The organism is Pseudomonas chlororaphis, from assembly GCA_001023535.1.
Classification (GTDB): Bacteria; Pseudomonadota; Gammaproteobacteria; order Pseudomonadales; family Pseudomonadaceae; genus Aquipseudomonas; species Aquipseudomonas chlororaphis_E.
The window spans coordinates 3,073,205-3,089,627 of record CP011020.1; the positions used below are offsets into that span (position 1 = coordinate 3,073,205).

General features: G+C 60.8%; 15 protein-coding genes. 6 read left to right on the top strand and 9 right to left on the bottom strand.

The window, feature by feature from the left end; translation table 11 throughout:
• The first annotated feature begins 122 nt into the window (after positions 1-122).
• The 3 genes from VM99_13645 (at position 123) to VM99_13655 (ending at position 4,315) form a co-directional block, all read left to right on the top strand.
• Entirely contained in the window at positions 123-848 is a 726-nt protein-coding gene (locus VM99_13645) for a Zeta toxin (GenBank protein ID AKK01751.1), read from the top strand.
• A 420-nt stretch (positions 849-1,268) separates the two neighbouring features.
• Entirely contained in the window at positions 1,269-3,848 is a 2,580-nt protein-coding gene (locus tag VM99_13650) for a DNA mismatch repair protein MutS (protein ID AKJ99061.1), read from the top strand.
• Positions 3,849-3,991: 143 nt separating this feature from the next.
• Positions 3,992-4,315 (top strand): ferredoxin, encoded by a 324-nt coding sequence (locus VM99_13655; protein ID AKJ99062.1) that lies wholly within the window; start codon positions 3,992-3,994, stop codon positions 4,313-4,315.
• 544 nt (positions 4,316-4,859) lie between these two features.
• On the opposite strand, the gene VM99_13660 is transcribed toward VM99_13655, so the two are convergent.
• The 8 genes from VM99_13660 to VM99_13695 form a co-directional block, all read right to left on the bottom strand.
• Positions 4,860-5,867, bottom strand: a complete 1,008-nt coding sequence (locus tag VM99_13660; GenBank protein AKJ99063.1) for an RNA polymerase sigma factor — start codon at positions 5,865-5,867, stop codon at positions 4,860-4,862.
• 106 nt (positions 5,868-5,973) lie between these two features.
• Positions 5,974-6,819 carry a peptigoglycan-binding protein LysM gene (locus VM99_13665; protein AKJ99064.1) on the bottom strand — a complete coding sequence of 282 codons (846 nt, stop codon included), beginning with the start codon at positions 6,817-6,819 and terminating at the stop codon, positions 5,974-5,976.
• Positions 6,820-7,030: 211 nt separating this feature from the next.
• On the bottom strand, positions 7,031-7,708 hold the full coding sequence (pcm, locus tag VM99_13670; GenBank protein ID AKJ99065.1) for a protein-L-isoaspartate O-methyltransferase: 678 nt from the start codon (positions 7,706-7,708) through the stop codon (positions 7,031-7,033).
• Complete coding sequence (locus tag VM99_13675) at positions 7,705-8,454, bottom strand: stationary phase survival protein SurE (protein AKJ99066.1); 750 nt, start codon at positions 8,452-8,454, stop codon at positions 7,705-7,707. The genes pcm and VM99_13675 overlap by 4 nt, the downstream gene beginning before the upstream one ends.
• The gene (locus tag VM99_13680; protein ID AKJ99067.1) at positions 8,442-9,500 is read right to left on the bottom strand and encodes a pseudouridine synthase; all 1,059 of its coding nucleotides are present in this window, start codon (positions 9,498-9,500) and stop codon (positions 8,442-8,444) included. Before VM99_13680 ends, VM99_13675 begins: the two co-directional genes overlap by 13 nt.
• Entirely contained in the window at positions 9,497-9,970 is a 474-nt protein-coding gene (gene ispF, locus VM99_13685) for a 2-C-methyl-D-erythritol 2,4-cyclodiphosphate synthase (GenBank protein ID AKJ99068.1), read from the bottom strand. The genes VM99_13680 and ispF overlap by 4 nt, the downstream gene beginning before the upstream one ends.
• A 43-nt stretch (positions 9,971-10,013) precedes the next feature.
• Positions 10,014-10,859 carry an S-formylglutathione hydrolase gene (locus VM99_13690; protein AKJ99069.1) on the bottom strand — a complete coding sequence of 282 codons (846 nt, stop codon included), beginning with the start codon at positions 10,857-10,859 and terminating at the stop codon, positions 10,014-10,016.
• A 93-nt stretch (positions 10,860-10,952) separates the two neighbouring features.
• The gene (locus VM99_13695; protein ID AKJ99070.1) at positions 10,953-12,065 is read right to left on the bottom strand and encodes an S-(hydroxymethyl)glutathione dehydrogenase; all 1,113 of its coding nucleotides are present in this window, start codon (positions 12,063-12,065) and stop codon (positions 10,953-10,955) included.
• A 107-nt stretch (positions 12,066-12,172) separates the two neighbouring features.
• Here VM99_13695 and VM99_13700 point away from each other — a divergent pair, with 107 nt between their 5' ends.
• Positions 12,173-13,069 carry a LysR family transcriptional regulator gene (locus VM99_13700; GenBank protein AKJ99071.1) on the top strand — a complete coding sequence of 299 codons (897 nt, stop codon included), beginning with the start codon at positions 12,173-12,175 and terminating at the stop codon, positions 13,067-13,069.
• A gap of 290 nt (positions 13,070-13,359) precedes the next feature.
• Positions 13,360-14,679, top strand: coding sequence for an MFS transporter (locus tag VM99_13705; protein ID AKJ99072.1), 1,320 nt, complete (start codon positions 13,360-13,362; stop codon positions 14,677-14,679).
• Between the two features lie 121 nt (positions 14,680-14,800).
• On the opposite strand, the gene VM99_13710 is transcribed toward VM99_13705, so the two are convergent.
• The gene (locus VM99_13710; protein AKJ99073.1) at positions 14,801-15,559 is read right to left on the bottom strand and encodes a membrane protein; all 759 of its coding nucleotides are present in this window, start codon (positions 15,557-15,559) and stop codon (positions 14,801-14,803) included.
• Between the two features lie 342 nt (positions 15,560-15,901).
• Between VM99_13710 and VM99_13715 the strand changes: the two genes are divergently transcribed.
• Entirely contained in the window at positions 15,902-16,303 is a 402-nt protein-coding gene (locus VM99_13715; protein AKJ99074.1) for a heme utilization protein, read from the top strand.
• Positions 16,304-16,423 lie beyond the last annotated feature (120 nt).

The window sequence follows — 16,423 nt, forward strand, 5'->3', positions numbered from 1 at the left end:
CTCGCCACGGGCTCGCCCACATCATTAAACAGTACTAGGCCGCCTAGCTCGGCTCAGACAGCAGGCATTATCGAGAAGGAGCTGGATTAATGACGGACGATGCCGATTCACGTAACCAGATAATGACACCAGCGGAGCAAGACGCTTGTGAAAGCGCGTTGCGCTTCGCTCGATCCAATAAAAAAATAATTGCGAGAAGACTCACAGATAAGCTGATTTATCCGCCAGAAGAGGCACCAGTATCAGTTTTCATGGCAGGCTCTCCGGGCGCAGGTAAAACCGAGGCCTCCATAGCCTTGGTGAATCTATTTGCGGATGCAGCCATCCTACGCATAGATCCCGATGAGTTGCGAAGCGAGTTTCCCGCGTACACGGGAGCAAACTCCTGGCTTTTTCAGGGTGGCGTGTCGATTCTGGTCGAAAAAATATTAGATTTTGCGTTAGACCAAAGGCAATCCTTCATCCTCGACGGAACGTTTTCCAACATAGACGTAGCAAGACGGAACGTAGATCGCTCCTTGAAAAAAGGCCGATTCGTACAGATTTTGTATGTCTACCAATCTCCGGTGCTTGCATGGGGATTCGTCAACGCTCGTGAAGCGGCTGAAGGCCGGAGAATTCGCAAAGAACACTTCATCGAGCATTACTTCGCCGCACGTGACGTAGTGAACGCGCTTAAGCTAGAGTACCAAGGCGACGTGCATGTGGATCTATTGCTCAAGCATATCGACAACTCGGGACGACTTTACAAAGCTGGTGTCGATAAAATTGACTACCATATCCCTGAGCGACACACGCGGGCCGACCTAAAGGCCACGCTCGGGCCACCATCAGGAGCGCACCTATGATCTCGATCAAGCTAGGCTTGACTAAAGGGGCCAAAAGCACCTTTGCCGATTTCATTCGCAATGCAAAATCGGACCAAAAGAAGCGTGTTTACAGCGAGGTTTTGATTGAAGCTACCAAGCAGCAAAATCAGCTGATGATGCAAGCCGAGGCGAAACGAACCTAATATCCGGATTTTAAGAGAAGCCCGACCAAGCGTCGGGTTTTTTATTATCCCCAGCTCATGCTCCGTAAGGCGATTGCAAGCACTCCGCTGGCAGGAAATACCCCAGGCTCAGAAAACCAGCTTTACCAATGCGATGGAAGACGCTCATCCCTGGGTCCCACCAGACCGCCCATGTTAACCTTGCGCCCATCGCGGAAAAGCCGGGCCGATGCCCCTCCTTTTGCCCCACACCTTTCAACGAGCTTGCCTGACACCGATGAATACAGCCGTGAACGACCTGTCCTCCCACACGCCAATGATGCAGCAATACTGGCGCCTGAAGAATCAGCACCCCGATCAGCTGATGTTCTACCGCATGGGCGACTTCTACGAGATCTTTTACGAGGATGCGAAGAAGGCCGCCAAGCTGTTGGACATCACCCTGACGGCGCGTGGGCAATCGGCGGGCATGGCGATTCCGATGTGTGGGATTCCTTACCACGCGGCGGAAGGCTACTTGGCGAAGCTGGTCAAGCTTGGCGAGTCGGTGGTGATTTGCGAGCAGGTCGGCGACCCGGCCACCAGCAAAGGGCCGGTGGAGCGCCAGGTGGTGCGCATCATCACGCCCGGGACGGTCAGCGACGAGGCGTTGCTGGATGAGCGTCGCGACAACCTGATCGCGGCGGTGCTGGGAGACGAGCGCCTGTTCGGCCTGGCGGTGCTGGACATCACCAGCGGCAATTTCTCGGTGCTGGAGATCAAGGGCTGGGAAAACCTGCTGGCCGAGCTGGAGCGCGTCAACCCGGTGGAGTTGCTGATCCCGGATGACTGGCCCAAGGACCTGCCGGCGGAAAAACGCCGTGGCGTGCGGCGTCGGGCGCCGTGGGATTTCGAGCGCGACTCGGCGTTGAAAAGCCTCTGCCAGCAGTTTTCCACCCAGGACCTCAAGGGCTTCGGGTGCGAGAACCTGACCCTGGCCATCGGCGCCGCCGGCTGCCTGCTGGCCTACGCCAAGGAAACCCAGCGCACCGCCCTGCCCCATTTGCGCAGCCTGCGTCACGAGCGCCTGGATGACACGGTGGTGCTGGATGGCGCCAGCCGCCGCAACCTGGAACTGGACACCAACCTGGCCGGCGGCCGTGACAACACCCTGCAATCGGTGGTCGACCGTTGCCAGACCGCCATGGGCAGCCGGTTGCTGACCCGCTGGCTGAACCGTCCGCTGCGCGACCTGACTGTCCTGTTGGCGCGCCAATCGTCCATTACTTGCCTGCTGGACCGTTATCGCTTCGAGCAACTGCAACCGCAGCTCAAGGAAATCGGTGACATCGAGCGGATCCTCGCGCGGATCGGCCTGCGCAACGCCCGGCCACGGGACCTGGCCCGCCTGCGGGATGCCCTCGGCGCACTCCCCGAACTCCAGCAGGCGATGACCGACCTCGACGCGCCGCACCTGCAACAACTGGCGCGCACCACCAGCACCTACCCGGAACTGGCCGCGCTGCTGGAAAAAGCCATTATCGACAACCCGCCGGCGGTGATTCGTGACGGCGGCGTGCTGAAAACCGGCTACGACGCCGAACTCGACGAATTGCAGTCATTGAGCGAGAACGCGGGTCAGTTCCTGATCGAACTCGAAGCCCGGGAAAAGGCCCGCACCGGTCTGGCCAACCTGAAGGTGGGCTACAACCGCATCCACGGTTACTTCATCGAGTTGCCGAGCAAGCAGGCCGAGCAGGCCCCAGCCGACTACATCCGCCGCCAGACGCTCAAGGGCGCCGAGCGCTTCATCACCCCGGAACTCAAAGCGTTCGAAGACAAGGCGCTGTCGGCCAAGAGCCGTGCCCTGGCCCGGGAAAAGATGCTCTACGACGCGCTGCTCGAAGACTTGATCAGCCAACTGCCGCCGCTGCAGGACACCGCCGCCGCGCTGGCGGAACTGGACGTGCTGAGCAACCTGGCCGAGCGCGCGCTGAACCTGGACCTCAACTGCCCACGGTTCGTCAGCGAGCCGTGCATGCGTATCAGCCAGGGTCGCCACCCAGTGGTGGAGCAAGTGTTGACGACGCCGTTCGTGGCCAACGACCTGAGCCTGGACGACAACACCCGCATGTTGGTGATCACTGGGCCGAACATGGGCGGTAAGTCCACCTACATGCGGCAAACAGCGTTGATCGTATTGCTGGCTCACATCGGCAGCTTCGTCCCGGCGGCGAGCTGCGAGCTGTCCCTGGTGGACCGGATCTTCACCCGGATCGGTTCCAGCGACGACCTGGCCGGCGGGCGTTCGACCTTCATGGTGGAAATGAGCGAAACCGCGAACATCCTGCACAACGCCACCGAGCGCAGCCTGGTGCTGATGGACGAAGTCGGACGCGGCACCAGTACGTTCGATGGCCTGTCCCTGGCCTGGGCCGCAGCCGAGCGCCTGGCTCACCTGCGAGCCTACACGCTGTTCGCCACCCACTACTTCGAACTCACCGTGCTTCCAGAAAGCCAGCCGCTGGTCGCCAACGTCCACCTCAACGCCACCGAGCACAACGAGCGCATCGTGTTCCTGCACCACGTGCTGCCCGGCCCGGCCAGCCAGAGCTATGGCCTGGCGGTCGCGCAACTGGCCGGAGTGCCAACCGAGGTGATCACCCGGGCCCGCGAGCACCTGAGCCGCCTGGAAACCACCAGCCTGCCTCACGAAGCGCCACGTCCTGCCAAGGGCAAACCGGCCGCGCCACAGCAAAGCGACCTGTTCGCCAGCCTGCCCCATCCGGTCCTCGACGAACTGGCCAAACTCGACCTGGACGACCTGACCCCACGGCGGGCACTGGATTTACTCTACACATTGAAGACACGGATCTAACGCACGGGCGCTCAAGCTGTTAGAATCTCGCGCGGTTTGGGATGCTGCGAACTATTAGCCTGGTTCGCAGACTATCGCTCCCGAACCCGGCGCCCCTAACCGTGAAGGGGCGCAGCACGCCGCGCCTGAGGAGAAAATTAGAAATGACCTTCGTCGTCACCGACAACTGCATCAAGTGCAAATACACCGATTGCGTAGAAGTCTGTCCGGTGGACTGCTTCTACGAAGGCCCGAATTTCCTGGTGATTCACCCGGACGAGTGCATCGACTGCGCCCTGTGTGAACCGGAATGCCCGGCGAACGCCATTTTCTCGGAAGACGAAGTGCCGGCTGGCCAGGAGAACTTCATCGAGCTGAACGCCGAGCTGGCGGACATCTGGCCGAACATCACCGAGAAGAAAGACGCACTGCCAGACGCTGAAGAGTGGGATGGCAAGCCAGGCAAGATCGCCGACCTCGAACGCTGATCGCCCTGCTGTATTGAAAAGGCCCTTGCGGGCCTTTTTGCTTTTCTCCAGGCAAAAAAAAGGGGCGGTTTGACCCGCCCACATTTTTTCCCTAATCCCTTTAATCCTTTTCATCGTCCTGATGAATCGCGTCCTGCGATGTCCTTCCATTCCCATCGTCCTTGACGGGTGTGTCTGTCCGTCGACACAGGACTGATATTAGTTTTTTCCCGAACAAGTGCAATTCGCCCAATGCCGGTCCAAAGGGTTGTCACGGGCTGTTCATAAATGAAAAATTCCATTTAAATCAATGGAATAAAAAATTCCAACAACAAAAATGGTTTTGCGTCGATACGGTGGTGAACCGAACGCTTACGCAAGAGTAGGCAAAGGCTTACAAACTGAACCGGAAATGGGGCAAGGACGGACCTGCACGGGGCAAGCTCCCTCGCGACGGATAACTCGCCAGCCTTGAGAGGGGAACAGATCTCGGCTCTACAAACTGAAAAAGGGCGCCGTTTGGCGCCCTTTTTCATTCGTTGCGATGCACGGGGTGGAGCAGGTGCTACTGGAACAGCGACTCGCTCGACAGGCCGTTCTTTTCCAGGATCTCCCGCAAGCGCTTGAGGCCCTCCACCTGGATCTGCCTGACCCGTTCACGGGTCAACCCAATCTCCAGGCCGACATCTTCAAGGGTGCTGCTTTCGTGGCCACGCAAGCCGAAGCGGCGAATCACCACTTCGCGTTGCTTGTCCGTCAGTTCGGACAGCCACTGGTCGATGCTTTGCGACAGGTCGTCGTCCTGAAGCAGCTCGCACGGGTCGGTGGGGCGATCATCGGTGAGGGTGTCGAGCAGGGTTTTATCCGAGTCCGGCCCCAACGAGACGTCCACCGAGGAAACCCGCTCGTTGAGCCCCAGCATACGCTTGACCTCACCCACCGGTTTTTCCAGCAGGTTGGCGATTTCTTCGGGTGAGGGTTCATGGTCGAGCTTTTGCGTCAGCTCGCGGGCGGCCCGCAGGTAGACGTTCAGCTCCTTGACCACATGAATCGGCAACCGGATGGTCCGGGTCTGATTCATGATTGCCCGTTCGATGGTCTGGCGGATCCACCAGGTCGCGTAGGTCGAGAACCGGAAGCCCCGCTCGGGGTCGAACTTCTCGACAGCGCGAATCAGGCCCAGGTTGCCCTCCTCGATCAGGTCCAGCAGGGAAAGCCCACGATTGACATAGCGTCGGGCGATCTTCACCACCAGGCGCAGGTTGCTTTCAATCATGCGTTTTCGACCGGCCGGGTCGCCACTTTGCGACAGACGCGCAAAATGAACTTCTTCCTCGGGGGAGAGCAGTGGCGAGAAACCGATTTCGTTGAGGTACAGCTGAGTGGCGTCCAGCGCCCGGGTGTAATCAATGTACTTATGTTGTTTAAGCGAAGCGGAGTGTTTGGATTTGGCACGAACGGAAGGTGGAGTCGCCCCTTCATCATTCGACATCGAATCCATAGCGATGCCGGTCTCCATCAGGAGCACCTCATCGTCGATGTCAAACTCCGGCACTTCTTTACTGAGAGCCATTGTTATAGTCCTTTGGTGAGTTCGACCTCAAGCTCAAGCGACGCCTTTATCCTTGGCAACGCTGGAGCCTGTTCCCTCTACGTGACGGAACAGGCTGACAAGCACATCAACGACGTGGCAGGAATTGCAGCGGATCGACTGGCTTACCTTGGCGGCGAATCTCAAAATGCAGTTTCACCCGGTCTGTTCCCGTCGATCCCATCTCGGCAATTGTCTGCCCGACCTTGACCTGCTGCCCCTCCCGAACCAACAGCCTGCGGTTGTGACCGTAGGCACTGACGTAGGTATCGCTGTGCTTGATGATGACGAGTTCGCCGTAGCCCCTCAAACCACTCCCGGCGTACACAACCGTGCCATCAGACGCAGCTAAAACAGGCTGTCCCAAATCCCCGGCGATATCAATTCCTTTATTCAAACTACCGTTTGAAGAGAATTTTCCAATAAGAACGCCATTAGAAGGCCACCCCCAGCCTGTCGGGGCGGGGCCTGCGGGAGGCATTGGCGCGGGTGCAGGTTTGCTCGCGACGGACGGTACCGTGGCCGTTTCGTTGCCCGCCGGACGGCGAATCACCGTGGTTTTGCTCGAGGACGACGGCGTCGATCCCGACTGTGTCACGACGGCGGTTGGCGTTGAACCGCTGCGTCCATCGAAGCGAATCGTCTGACCGGGATGAATCGTATAAGGCGCAGGAATGTTGTTGCGTGCCGCGAGGGCCTTGTAGTCCCAGCCATAGCGAAAAGCGATGGAAAACAGCGTATCGCCGCGACGGACTACATACTGGCCGGTGGTGACGGTAGGACGCTGGGGCGTTGCATTGTTGCGATCGACCACCCGCACGTTGCCTGACGGCGTACTGGAACAACCGACCAGCAAAACACTCAAGACAAGGCCAGTCACCAGGCGCTGAAAGCTCGTGATACCCATACGCTGCGCAATGACTGTGAGACTCACCCGCCGCTCCCTTTGTGGTGGCTGAAAAATCGACGCCTGCCCGACCAGGCAAACGTCATACAAATATAGCTGGCCGCGACCACGCTTCTATTAATGAAGCGCGATGCGTCTCCGCACACGTTTGCTCGACGCCGTTGAAAGCCGTTCAATCCATCGCTGCCGCTGTAAGACACAACCGCAGCCGAGGAATTCAGCGTCTGTTTATAAATGCTCAGGCCAATGGCCCGTTGAGTAACGGCACGAATCGCACCGCGCCCAGCACGTGGCGTGAGAAGCCATGTTCTTCGCGCACGATCAACATCAGTTGCTGGACCTCCCCCGCTCCCACTGGAATCACCAGCCGCCCGCCAGGGGCGAGTTGGTCCAGCAAAGCCTGGGGAACGTCAGTGGCCACGGCGGTCACGATGATGCCGTTGTACGGCGCCAGGGCCGGCCAGCCTTCCCAGCCATCGCCCCAACGAAACACCACGTTGCGCAGATTCAGCTCGACCAGGCGTTCCTTGGCACGGTCTTGCAGCACCTTGATCCGCTCGACGGAGAACACCCGCTCCACCAACTGCGACAACACCGCGGTCTGGTAACCCGAACCGGTGCCGATCTCCAGTACCTTGTCCAGCGGCCCGGCCTCCAGCAGCAACTCGCTCATGCGGGCCACCATATAAGGCTGGGAAATGGTCTGGTTATGGCCGATCGGCAACGCCGTGTCTTCATAGGCGCGATGGGCCAGGGCCTCGTCGACGAACAAATGCCGTGGAGTACGCCGGATCACCTCCAGCACCTGGGCATTGGACAAGCCTTCTTCGTACAGCCGCTGGATCAGTCGCTCCCGGGTGCGCTGGGACGTCATGCCGATGCCGCGACGCAACATATCGTCTTGCTCACGCATCAATGCAGCCCCTCCAGCCAGCCATCGAGGCTTCGAAAGGCCTCGTTGAAGGTCCGGTCGAGCTGCAGCGGCGTGATCGAGATATAACCTTGCATCACTGCATGGAAGTCAGTGCCCGGCCCGCCATCCTCGGCGTCACCGGCGGCGGCGATCCAGTAGCCGGCCTTGCCGCGCGGGTCGACCACGTGCATGGGGCTGGCGGCGCGGGCTCGATGGCCCAGGCGCGTGAGCTGGATGCCACGGATGTGGTCGAGCGGCAGGTTCGGAATGTTCACGTTCAGCACCGTGCGCGGCGGCAGGTCCAGCGCGCCATGGGCCTCGACCAGCTTGCGGGCGAAATAGGCGGCGGTCGGCAGGTTGTCGACTTGCCGTGAAACGAACGAAAAGGCAAACGACGTGTTGCCCAGGAAACGACCTTCCAGGGCGGCGGCGACCGTGCCGGAATACAGCACGTCATCCCCCAGGTTGGCGCCCAGGTTGATGCCCGACACCACCATGTCCGGCTCGCGTTCCAGCAAGCCGTTGAGGCCCAGGTGCACGCAATCGGTCGGCGTGCCGTTGAGGCTGATGAAACCGTTATCCAGGTAGCAGGGGTGCAACGGACGGTCGAGCGTCAGCGAGCTGCTGGCGCCGCTTTTGTCCTGGTCCGGGGCGATCACCACGCACTCGGCAAAATCCGCCAGCGCAGCATAAAGCGCGGCAAGACCGGGTGCTGTCACCCCGTCGTCGTTAGAAATCAGAATACGCATGGGCTGTCCGTCTGCCCTACCGGCACCAGATCGACGAGTTCGCGCACCAAGACAGTGGCGAAGCATCCGGCCGGCAGGACGAATTCCAGTTGCAGAATGTCAGGCGAGGGATAATGCCACGACAGCCCGCCAATGGGCAGTCGCAGGATGCGACGTTCGTGACTCATTCGTGCGTTTATCAACCAATCGCGCAGATCCGCCTCGCGCTCGGCAACGGCCTGTTCCAGCGCGTGGGTCGCCCCCGCGGCCGGCGAAGGGCCTTCGCCCCACTGCGGGCCGGTGGGGTGCAGGTCGAGGATGGCCAGGCGCGGGTCGCTGCACTCGGCCTCACCGGCCGGGAAAAAGCTGCGACTGTCGGTGAACGCCAGCAAATCGCCGACCTGAGCGTGCTGCCAGGTGCCGTCGGCCACCCGGGCTGCCAGCACTTGGTTGAACAGGTAACTGCGCGCCGCGGACAACAGCCGCGAACGTACATTGCGCTGCTCCGGCAAGGCCTTGCGCGCGGCCCAGGCTCGGGCATCGACGACATTGCCGCCGTCATGGCCAAACCGCTGGGCACCAAAATAGTTGGGGATACCCTGCTGGGCAATGTGTTGCAGGCGCGCATCGATGGCCGCCCGATCGCCCTGCAATTGGGTCAGGCGTAGGGTGAAGCCATTGGCCGAATGCGCGCCGCGTTGCAGCTTGCGCTTGTGGCGTCCCGTCTTGAGGACTTTCAGCGTGTCGTTCTCGGCCGCCGACAGGTCCGGATCGGCCTTGCCCGGCAACTGCACGCTGAACCACTGGCGCGTCAGGGCCTGGCGGTCCTTGAGCCCGGCGTAGCTGACGGTGCGCAACGGCACGCCGGCAGCCTTGGCGATTCGCCGGGCCGCCTCTTCAGTGTTCAAGCCACGTTTTTCCACCCAGATCCATAGGTGCTCGCCGTCGCCGGTCAACGGAATGTCGAGCACCTCATCAACCTGGAAATCCTCCGCCGTGGCCTTGAGCACCGCACTGCCCAGCGACTCGCCATAGGCCCGTGGCCCCAACAGTTCCAATTCGGTCATGAGCACAGCAACAAGGCGACGCTATGGACCGCAATGCCTTCCTCGCGCCCGACGAAACCGAGTTTTTCGGTGGTGGTGGCTTTCACGTTCACTTGGTCCAGCTCAACTTGGAGGTCCTCGGCAATCAACTGGCGCATCGACTCGATGTGCGGCGCCATTTTCGGCGCCTGGGCGACGATGGTGTTATCGACATTGCCGACTTTCCAGCCCTTGGCGTGGATCAGCGCGACCACGTGACGCAGCAGCACGCGGCTGTCGGCGCCCTTGAACTGGGGATCGGTGTCGGGGAAATGCCTGCCGATGTCACCCAGGGCTGCCGCACCGAGCAATGCATCGCTCAGGGCGTGCAGCAGGACATCACCGTCGGAATGCGCGAGCAGCCCGAAGCCGTGCGCAATACGCACGCCGCCCAGGGTAATGAAATCGCCTTCAGCGAAACGGTGAACATCGTAGCCGTGGCCAATACGCATAAAAAAACGCCCTGATTTCTGTCAGGGCGTGATTCTACCTGCATTAGGCGTTCAGAGCGCGCGCATGATGCTGCAAGTGGTCGTCAATGAAACTGGCGATGAAAAAGTAGCTGTGGTCGTAGCCCGGTTGCAGCCGCAGCGTCAGCGGGTGAGCGGCGGCCTTGGCAGCCTGTTGCAGGGCTTCGGGCTTGAGCTGGTTGGCGAGGAAATCATCGCGATCGCCCTGATCCACCAGCAGTGGCAGCTTCTCATCCGCCTCGGCGATCAACGCGCAGGCGTCCCATTCACGCCATTTCGAGCGGTCTTCCCCCAGGTAACGGGAGAAGGCCTTCTGACCCCAGGGGCAATCCATCGGGTTGTTGATCGGCGAAAAGGCCGACACCGAACGGTAACGCCCGGGGTTGCGCAGCGCGCAGACCAGCGCACCATGACCGCCCATGGAGTGCCCGCTGATGCCACGTTGATCCGACGCCGGGAAATGCGCCTCGATGAGTGCCGGCAATTCCTGCACCACGTAGTCATGCATCCGATAGTGCCGCGCCCAAGGATCCTGCGTGGCATTCAGATAAAACCCCGCCCCCAGGCCAAAATCCCAGGCACCGTCCGGATCACCCGGTACGTCAGAGCCACGGGGACTGGTGTCCGGGGCCACGATGATCAGCCCCAGTTCGGCGGCCATGCGCTGGGCGCCGGCCTTTTGCATGAAGTTCTCGTCGGTGCAGGTCAGCCCGGACAGCCAGTACAGCACCGGCAGCTTCGCACCCTGCTCGGCCTGGGGTGGCAGGTACACGGCAAACACCATGTCACAGCCGAGCACGTCGGATCGGTGCCGGTAACGCTTGTGCCAGCCGCCGAAGCTTTTCTGGCAGGAGAGATTTTCGAGGTTCATAGCTTCACCTCAGCTACAAGCAGCGAGCGTCAAGCTGCAAGAAAAACGCACGCGCTTCACTTGCAGCTTGCCGCTTGGAGCTTGCCGCTGCTCTTAAAAATGAATGACGGTGCGGATGCTCTTGCCTTCATGCATCAGGTCGAACGCCTTGTTGATATCTTCCAGGCCCATGGTGTGGGTAATGAAGGTATCCAGCGGGATTTCACCCTTCTCGGCCATTTCCACGTAGCTGGGCAGCTCGCTGCGACCGCGCACGCCGCCAAAGGCCGAACCGCGCCAGACGCGCCCCGTCACCAGTTGGAACGGACGGGTGGCGATTTCCTGCCCGGCCCCGGCCACGCCGATGATCACCGACTCGCCCCAACCCTTGTGGCAGCATTCCAGTGCGGCACGCATCAACTGGACATTGCCGATGCACTCGAAGGAAAAGTCCACGCCGCCGTCGGTCATGTCGACGATGACTTCCTGGATCGGACGGTCGAAATCCTTCGGGTTGACGCAATCGGTGGCGCCCAGTTGCCTGGCGATCTCGAACTTGGCCGGGTTGATGTCGATGGCGATGATCCGCGCCGCCTTGGCTTTCACCGCACCGATCACCGCGGACAGGCCGATGCCACCCAGGCCGAAGATCGCCACGGTATCGCCCGGTTTGACCTTGGCGGTGTTGAGTACCGCGCCGATGCCGGTGGTCACGCCGCAGCCCAGCAGGCAGACTTTTTCCAGCGGGGCGTCCTTGGCGATCTTGGCCACGGAGATTTCCGGCAGCACGGTGTACTCGGAAAACGTCGAGGTGCCCATGTAGTGGAAAATGGTCTCGCCTTTGTAGGAGAAACGCGAAGTGCCGTCCGGCATCAGGCCTTTACCCTGAGTCGCGCGAATCGCCTGGCAGAGGTTGGTCTTGCCCGACTTGCAGAATTTGCACTGGCCGCATTCCGGCGTGTACAGCGGGATCACGTGATCGCCCACCGCCACCGAGGTCACGCCCTCGCCAACGGCTTCGACGATGGCGCCGCCTTCGTGGCCGAGGATCGCCGGGAAGATTCCTTCCGGGTCGGCACCCGACAGGGTGTAGGCGTCGGTGTGGCAGACACCGGAAGCCACGACGCGCAACAGCACTTCGCCCGTCTTGGGCATGGCAACGTCGACTTCAACGATTTCCAGGGGTTTCTTGGCCTCGAAGGCAACGGCAGCGCGTGACTTGATCATTCGGGTTCTCCAGCAAATAAAAACAAGACGGGGAGTGTAATCCGCCACCGGACGATGAATAATCCAGCCAAAAGCAAAACATTATTGCCGTACAGGGATAATCCTTCATGTCCGAGAACCGCTGGGAAGGGATCGACGAGTTCGTCGCCGTGGCCGAGTGCAGCCAGTTCACGGCGGCGGCCGAACGCCTGGGGGTGTCGTCCTCCCACATCAGCAGGCAAATCGTACGGCTTGAAGAGCGTCTTCAGACGCGACTGCTCTACCGCAGTACCCGCCGGGTCACCCTCACCGAGGCTGGACAAACCTTCCTGCACCATTGCCAGCGTCTTCAGGATGGGCGTGAAGAAGCACTTCGGGCGGTGGGCGATCTCACCAGCGAACCCAAGGGCATGCTGCGCATGACCTGCGCCGTGGCCTACGGCGAGCGCTTTATCGTGCCGCTGGTGACCCGTTTCATGAGCCTTTACCCGCAACTGCGGGTGGACATCGAGTTGAGCAACCGGCCCCTCGATCTGGTTCACGAGGGCCTGGACCTGGCGATTCGCCTGGGTCGCCTGCAGGACTCTCGCCTGGTGGCCACTCGTCTCGCACCGCGCCGGATGTACTTGTGCGCGTCGCCGTCCTACGTGGAACGCTATGGCCGCCCCCATAGCCTGTCGGAATTGAGCCGGCACAACTGCCTGGTGGGCAGCTCCGACATCTGGCAACTGGAACAGAACGGGCGGGAATTTTCCCAGCGGGTGCAGGGCAACTGGCGCTGCAACAGTGGGCAAGCGGTACTGGACGCAGCCTTGCAAGGCATGGGCTTGTGCCAACTGCCGGACTATTACGTGCTGGAGCACTTGCACAGCGGTGCGCTGATCTCGCTGCTGCAAGCCCATCAACCGCCCAACACCGCCGTCTGGGCGCTGTACCCGCAACAGCGGCACCTGTCGCCGAAAGTGCGCAAGCTGGTGGATTTCCTTAAGGAAGGGCTGGCCGAGCGGCCGGAGTATCGGGGTTAGTTGGATATCGGGGTGCCGCTTTCGCGAGCAAGCCCGCTCCCCCATTGATCCGGGCCAACCGAAAAACCAGCGCCCACACCACTCCCCCCTGTGTGAGCGAGCTTGCTCGCGAACAGCCCCAATGAGCGAATTTTCGCTCACCGCCCGCCGCAAATAAGCGGATTTCCGCTCATCCAGCGCAGCAAACCCCTCTAGAACGGCCCTGAGCTACGTGGCACAGGTCCTGCTATAGCTCTGGCAGGCTGCGTTCACACGCGCTCCACAACAACAATTAAATGAAGGATCCTTCAATGGATAACTCCAACGCCCTGCCCCTTGGGTCGGCTGCTGCGCCCGCCCGTGAAAGGACCACCGCCAGCCGGATCAAATCGATTTTCAGCGGCTCGGTCGGCAACATGGTCGAGTGGTATGACTGGTACGTCTACGCCGCGTTCTCGTTGTACTTCGCCAAAGTCTTCTTCCCCAAGGGCGACACCACCGCCCAATTGCTCAACACCGCAGCGATTTTCGCCGTGGGCTTCCTGATGCGCCCGATCGGCGGCTGGTTGATGGGCCTCTACGCCGACCGCGCCGGCCGCAAACGGGCGCTGATGGCCTCGGTCTACCTGATGTGCTTCGGCTCGCTGATCATCGCCTTGAGTCCCGGCTATGAAACCATCGGCGTCGGCGCCCCGATCCTCCTGGTGTTCGCCCGTCTGCTCCAGGGCCTGTCGGTGGGTGGCGAGTACGGCACCTCGGCTACCTACCTGAGCGAGATGGCGACCAAGGAACGTCGCGGCTTCTTCTCCAGCTTCCAGTACGTGACCCTGATCTCCGGCCAGCTCATCGCCCTGGGCGTGCTGATCGTGCTGCAACAATTCCTCACCAGCGAACAGCTGTACGCCTGGGGCTGGCGCATTCCGTTCGCCATCGGCGCCCTGTGTGCGATCGTCGCGCTGTACCTGCGACGCGGCATGGAAGAAACCGAGTCGTTCACCAAGAAGGAAAAGTCCAAGGAAAGCGCCATGCGCACCTTGCTGCGCCACCCCAAGGAACTGATGACCGTGGTCGGCCTGACCATGGGCGGTACGCTGGCGTTCTACACCTACACCACCTACATGCAGAAATACCTGGTGAACACCGTCGGCATGAGCATCTCCGACTCCACCACCATTTCCGCCGCCACTCTGTTCCTGTTCATGTGCCTGCAACCGCTGATCGGCGGCCTGTCGGACAAGGTCGGACGCCGGCCGATCCTGATCGCCTTCGGTATCCTGGGCACGTTGTGCACCGTGCCGATCCTCACCACCCTGCACACCATCCAGACCTGGTGGGGCGCGTTCTTCCTGATCATGGCGGCGCTGATCATCGTCAGCGGCTACACCTCCATCAACGCCGTGGTGAAAGCCGAACTGTTCCCCACCGAAATCCGCGCCCTGGGTGTCGGCCTGCCCTACGCACTGACCGTGTCGATCTTCGGCGGCACCGCCGAGTACATCGCACTGTGGTTCAAGAGCATCGGCATGGAAACCGGCTACTACTGGTACGTGACGGGCTGCATCGCAGTCTCGCTGCTGGTGTACATCACCATGAAAGACACCCGCAAGCATTCGCGGATCGTGACTGACTGACAGGTGTTTTGGCAGTCACTGCCCTGGTGATTGCAAGGGCCCTTTCGCGAGCAAGCCCGCTCCCACAGGATTTACGCCGAACCTGTGGGAGCGGGCTTGCTTGCGAAGGGAACGACTCGGTTTAGCTCACCTGCGCTGCACGCTCCCGGTTGCCATAGCGATTCTGCGCATACGCCGCCCCGGCGATCATCACCACCAAGATGCCTGCCAGCACCGCCGACGAGCCGATGGTGCCGAAATCCAGGCCACCTTTTTCATGGGACTTGGTCATCAAGTCGCCCAGCGTCGCACCCAGGGGGCGCGTCAGTACGAAGGCGATCCAGAACAACACCACCGTGGAAATCCGGGTGAGGTACTTGAGCAGTACGACCACGGCGATGGCCGAGCCGATCAACAACGCACCGCCACCAAAGCCCAGGCCCGAATCGTCCGCCAGGTAATCGCCGAGCGCCGTGCCCAAGGTGTTGGAAAACAGAATCGCCATCCAATAGAACATCTCGCCGCGGAAGGTCTGCACCTTGGTGACGTTGAGCGAATCACCGCTCAGGCGCCAGGCGGCGAAGATCGCCAGCAGAATCGCAATCAGGATCAGCGACCCGGTGGCGTAGCCCAGTTCGAGGGTGCGGTCCATGAAATCGGACATGGTGGTGCCCGCGGTGCTGGTGGACAAGATGACAATCCAGTACAGCAAGGGCTTGTAGGTCTTGGCCATGAGCTGCGTGACCAGTGTCAGGACGAACACGCTGATCAGGATCAGCGAGCTGATGGCGTAACCGACGTCAAGGGTCATCGACAGCAGGTCCCCGGCGGTTTCCCCCAGGGTGGTCGCGCAGATTTTCATGACCCAGAAGGCCAGGGTGATTTGGGGCAATTTATTCATCGCGGGGAACGCTCCAGTGTGTGGCGGCCGGCTCTTGTACCTCTGGCCGTACGGCAGACTGGCGTTGTGGCGGTGAAAAACAGGTTGGGAATGTATGAAAAATCTGTCACTCACGGGAAATCAGCGATTAATCGCACGTTAATGCCCGCCCTTCACCCTGACCTCACTTGATCGATGACCTGCGCGACGTTCGCTCCGACGACGAGAGCGATTGAAATGCGCCGCTCTTAACATCTACTTAATCGATCTTTTTTAGCATTATTTTGAACTTTTCAATCAACTTATTTGGCGTAGCATTTAACCCATGCAAGACACATCGCCAACGACTCTGGAGTAACCGACATGAAAACCAAACTGATGCTCGCCCTGACCCTGTCCGTACTGGCCGCCAACACCTTCGCTGCGGACGGCTATGAAAAGACCGGATCGGCCGCCTTCGGCGCCGGTGCCAGCGCCGCCATCGAACGCAGCCACTCGGGCAGCTACGCGGCTGACGGTTTCGACAAGACCGGCACCGCCGACGCCATCGCGGCCGACGGTTTCGACAAGACCGGCACCGCCGACGCCATCGCGGCCGACGGTTTCGACAAGACCGGCACCGCCGACGCCATCGCGGCCGACGGTTTCGACAAGACCGGCACCGCCGACGCCATCGCGGCCGACGGTTTCGACAAGACCGGCACCGCCGACGCCATCGCGGCCGACGGTTTTGACAAGACTGGCACCGCCGAAGCCATCGGTTGAGGGTCGGGAAACAGGATCGCAGCCTTCGGCAATGCCGGAGGCTGCGATTTTTCTGCGTTCATCCATCTGGAATTAAAAGGCCGGGCCTTGCACTATGAGTCGCCGACCCATGCCTTCCAG

Coding starts and splice junctions, on each gene's coding strand:
- VM99_13645 (AKK01751.1), top strand. CDS start 123: ATGACACCAGCGGAGCAAGACGCTTGTGAAAGCGCGTTGCGCTTCGCT.
- VM99_13650 (AKJ99061.1), top strand. CDS start 1,269: ATGAATACAGCCGTGAACGACCTGTCCTCCCACACGCCAATGATGCAG.
- VM99_13655 (AKJ99062.1), top strand. CDS start 3,992: ATGACCTTCGTCGTCACCGACAACTGCATCAAGTGCAAATACACCGAT.
- VM99_13660 (AKJ99063.1), bottom strand. CDS start 5,867: ATGGCTCTCAGTAAAGAAGTGCCGGAGTTTGACATCGACGATGAGGTG.
- VM99_13675 (AKJ99066.1), bottom strand. CDS start 8,454: ATGCGTATTCTGATTTCTAACGACGACGGGGTGACAGCACCCGGTCTT.
- VM99_13680 (AKJ99067.1), bottom strand. CDS start 9,500: ATGACCGAATTGGAACTGTTGGGGCCACGGGCCTATGGCGAGTCGCTG.
- ispF (AKJ99068.1), bottom strand. CDS start 9,970: ATGCGTATTGGCCACGGCTACGATGTTCACCGTTTCGCTGAAGGCGAT.
- VM99_13690 (AKJ99069.1), bottom strand. CDS start 10,859: ATGAACCTCGAAAATCTCTCCTGCCAGAAAAGCTTCGGCGGCTGGCAC.
- VM99_13695 (AKJ99070.1), bottom strand. CDS start 12,065: ATGATCAAGTCACGCGCTGCCGTTGCCTTCGAGGCCAAGAAACCCCTG.
- VM99_13700 (AKJ99071.1), top strand. CDS start 12,173: ATGTCCGAGAACCGCTGGGAAGGGATCGACGAGTTCGTCGCCGTGGCC.
- VM99_13705 (AKJ99072.1), top strand. CDS start 13,360: ATGGATAACTCCAACGCCCTGCCCCTTGGGTCGGCTGCTGCGCCCGCC.
- VM99_13710 (AKJ99073.1), bottom strand. CDS start 15,559: ATGAATAAATTGCCCCAAATCACCCTGGCCTTCTGGGTCATGAAAATC.
- VM99_13715 (AKJ99074.1), top strand. CDS start 15,902: ATGAAAACCAAACTGATGCTCGCCCTGACCCTGTCCGTACTGGCCGCC.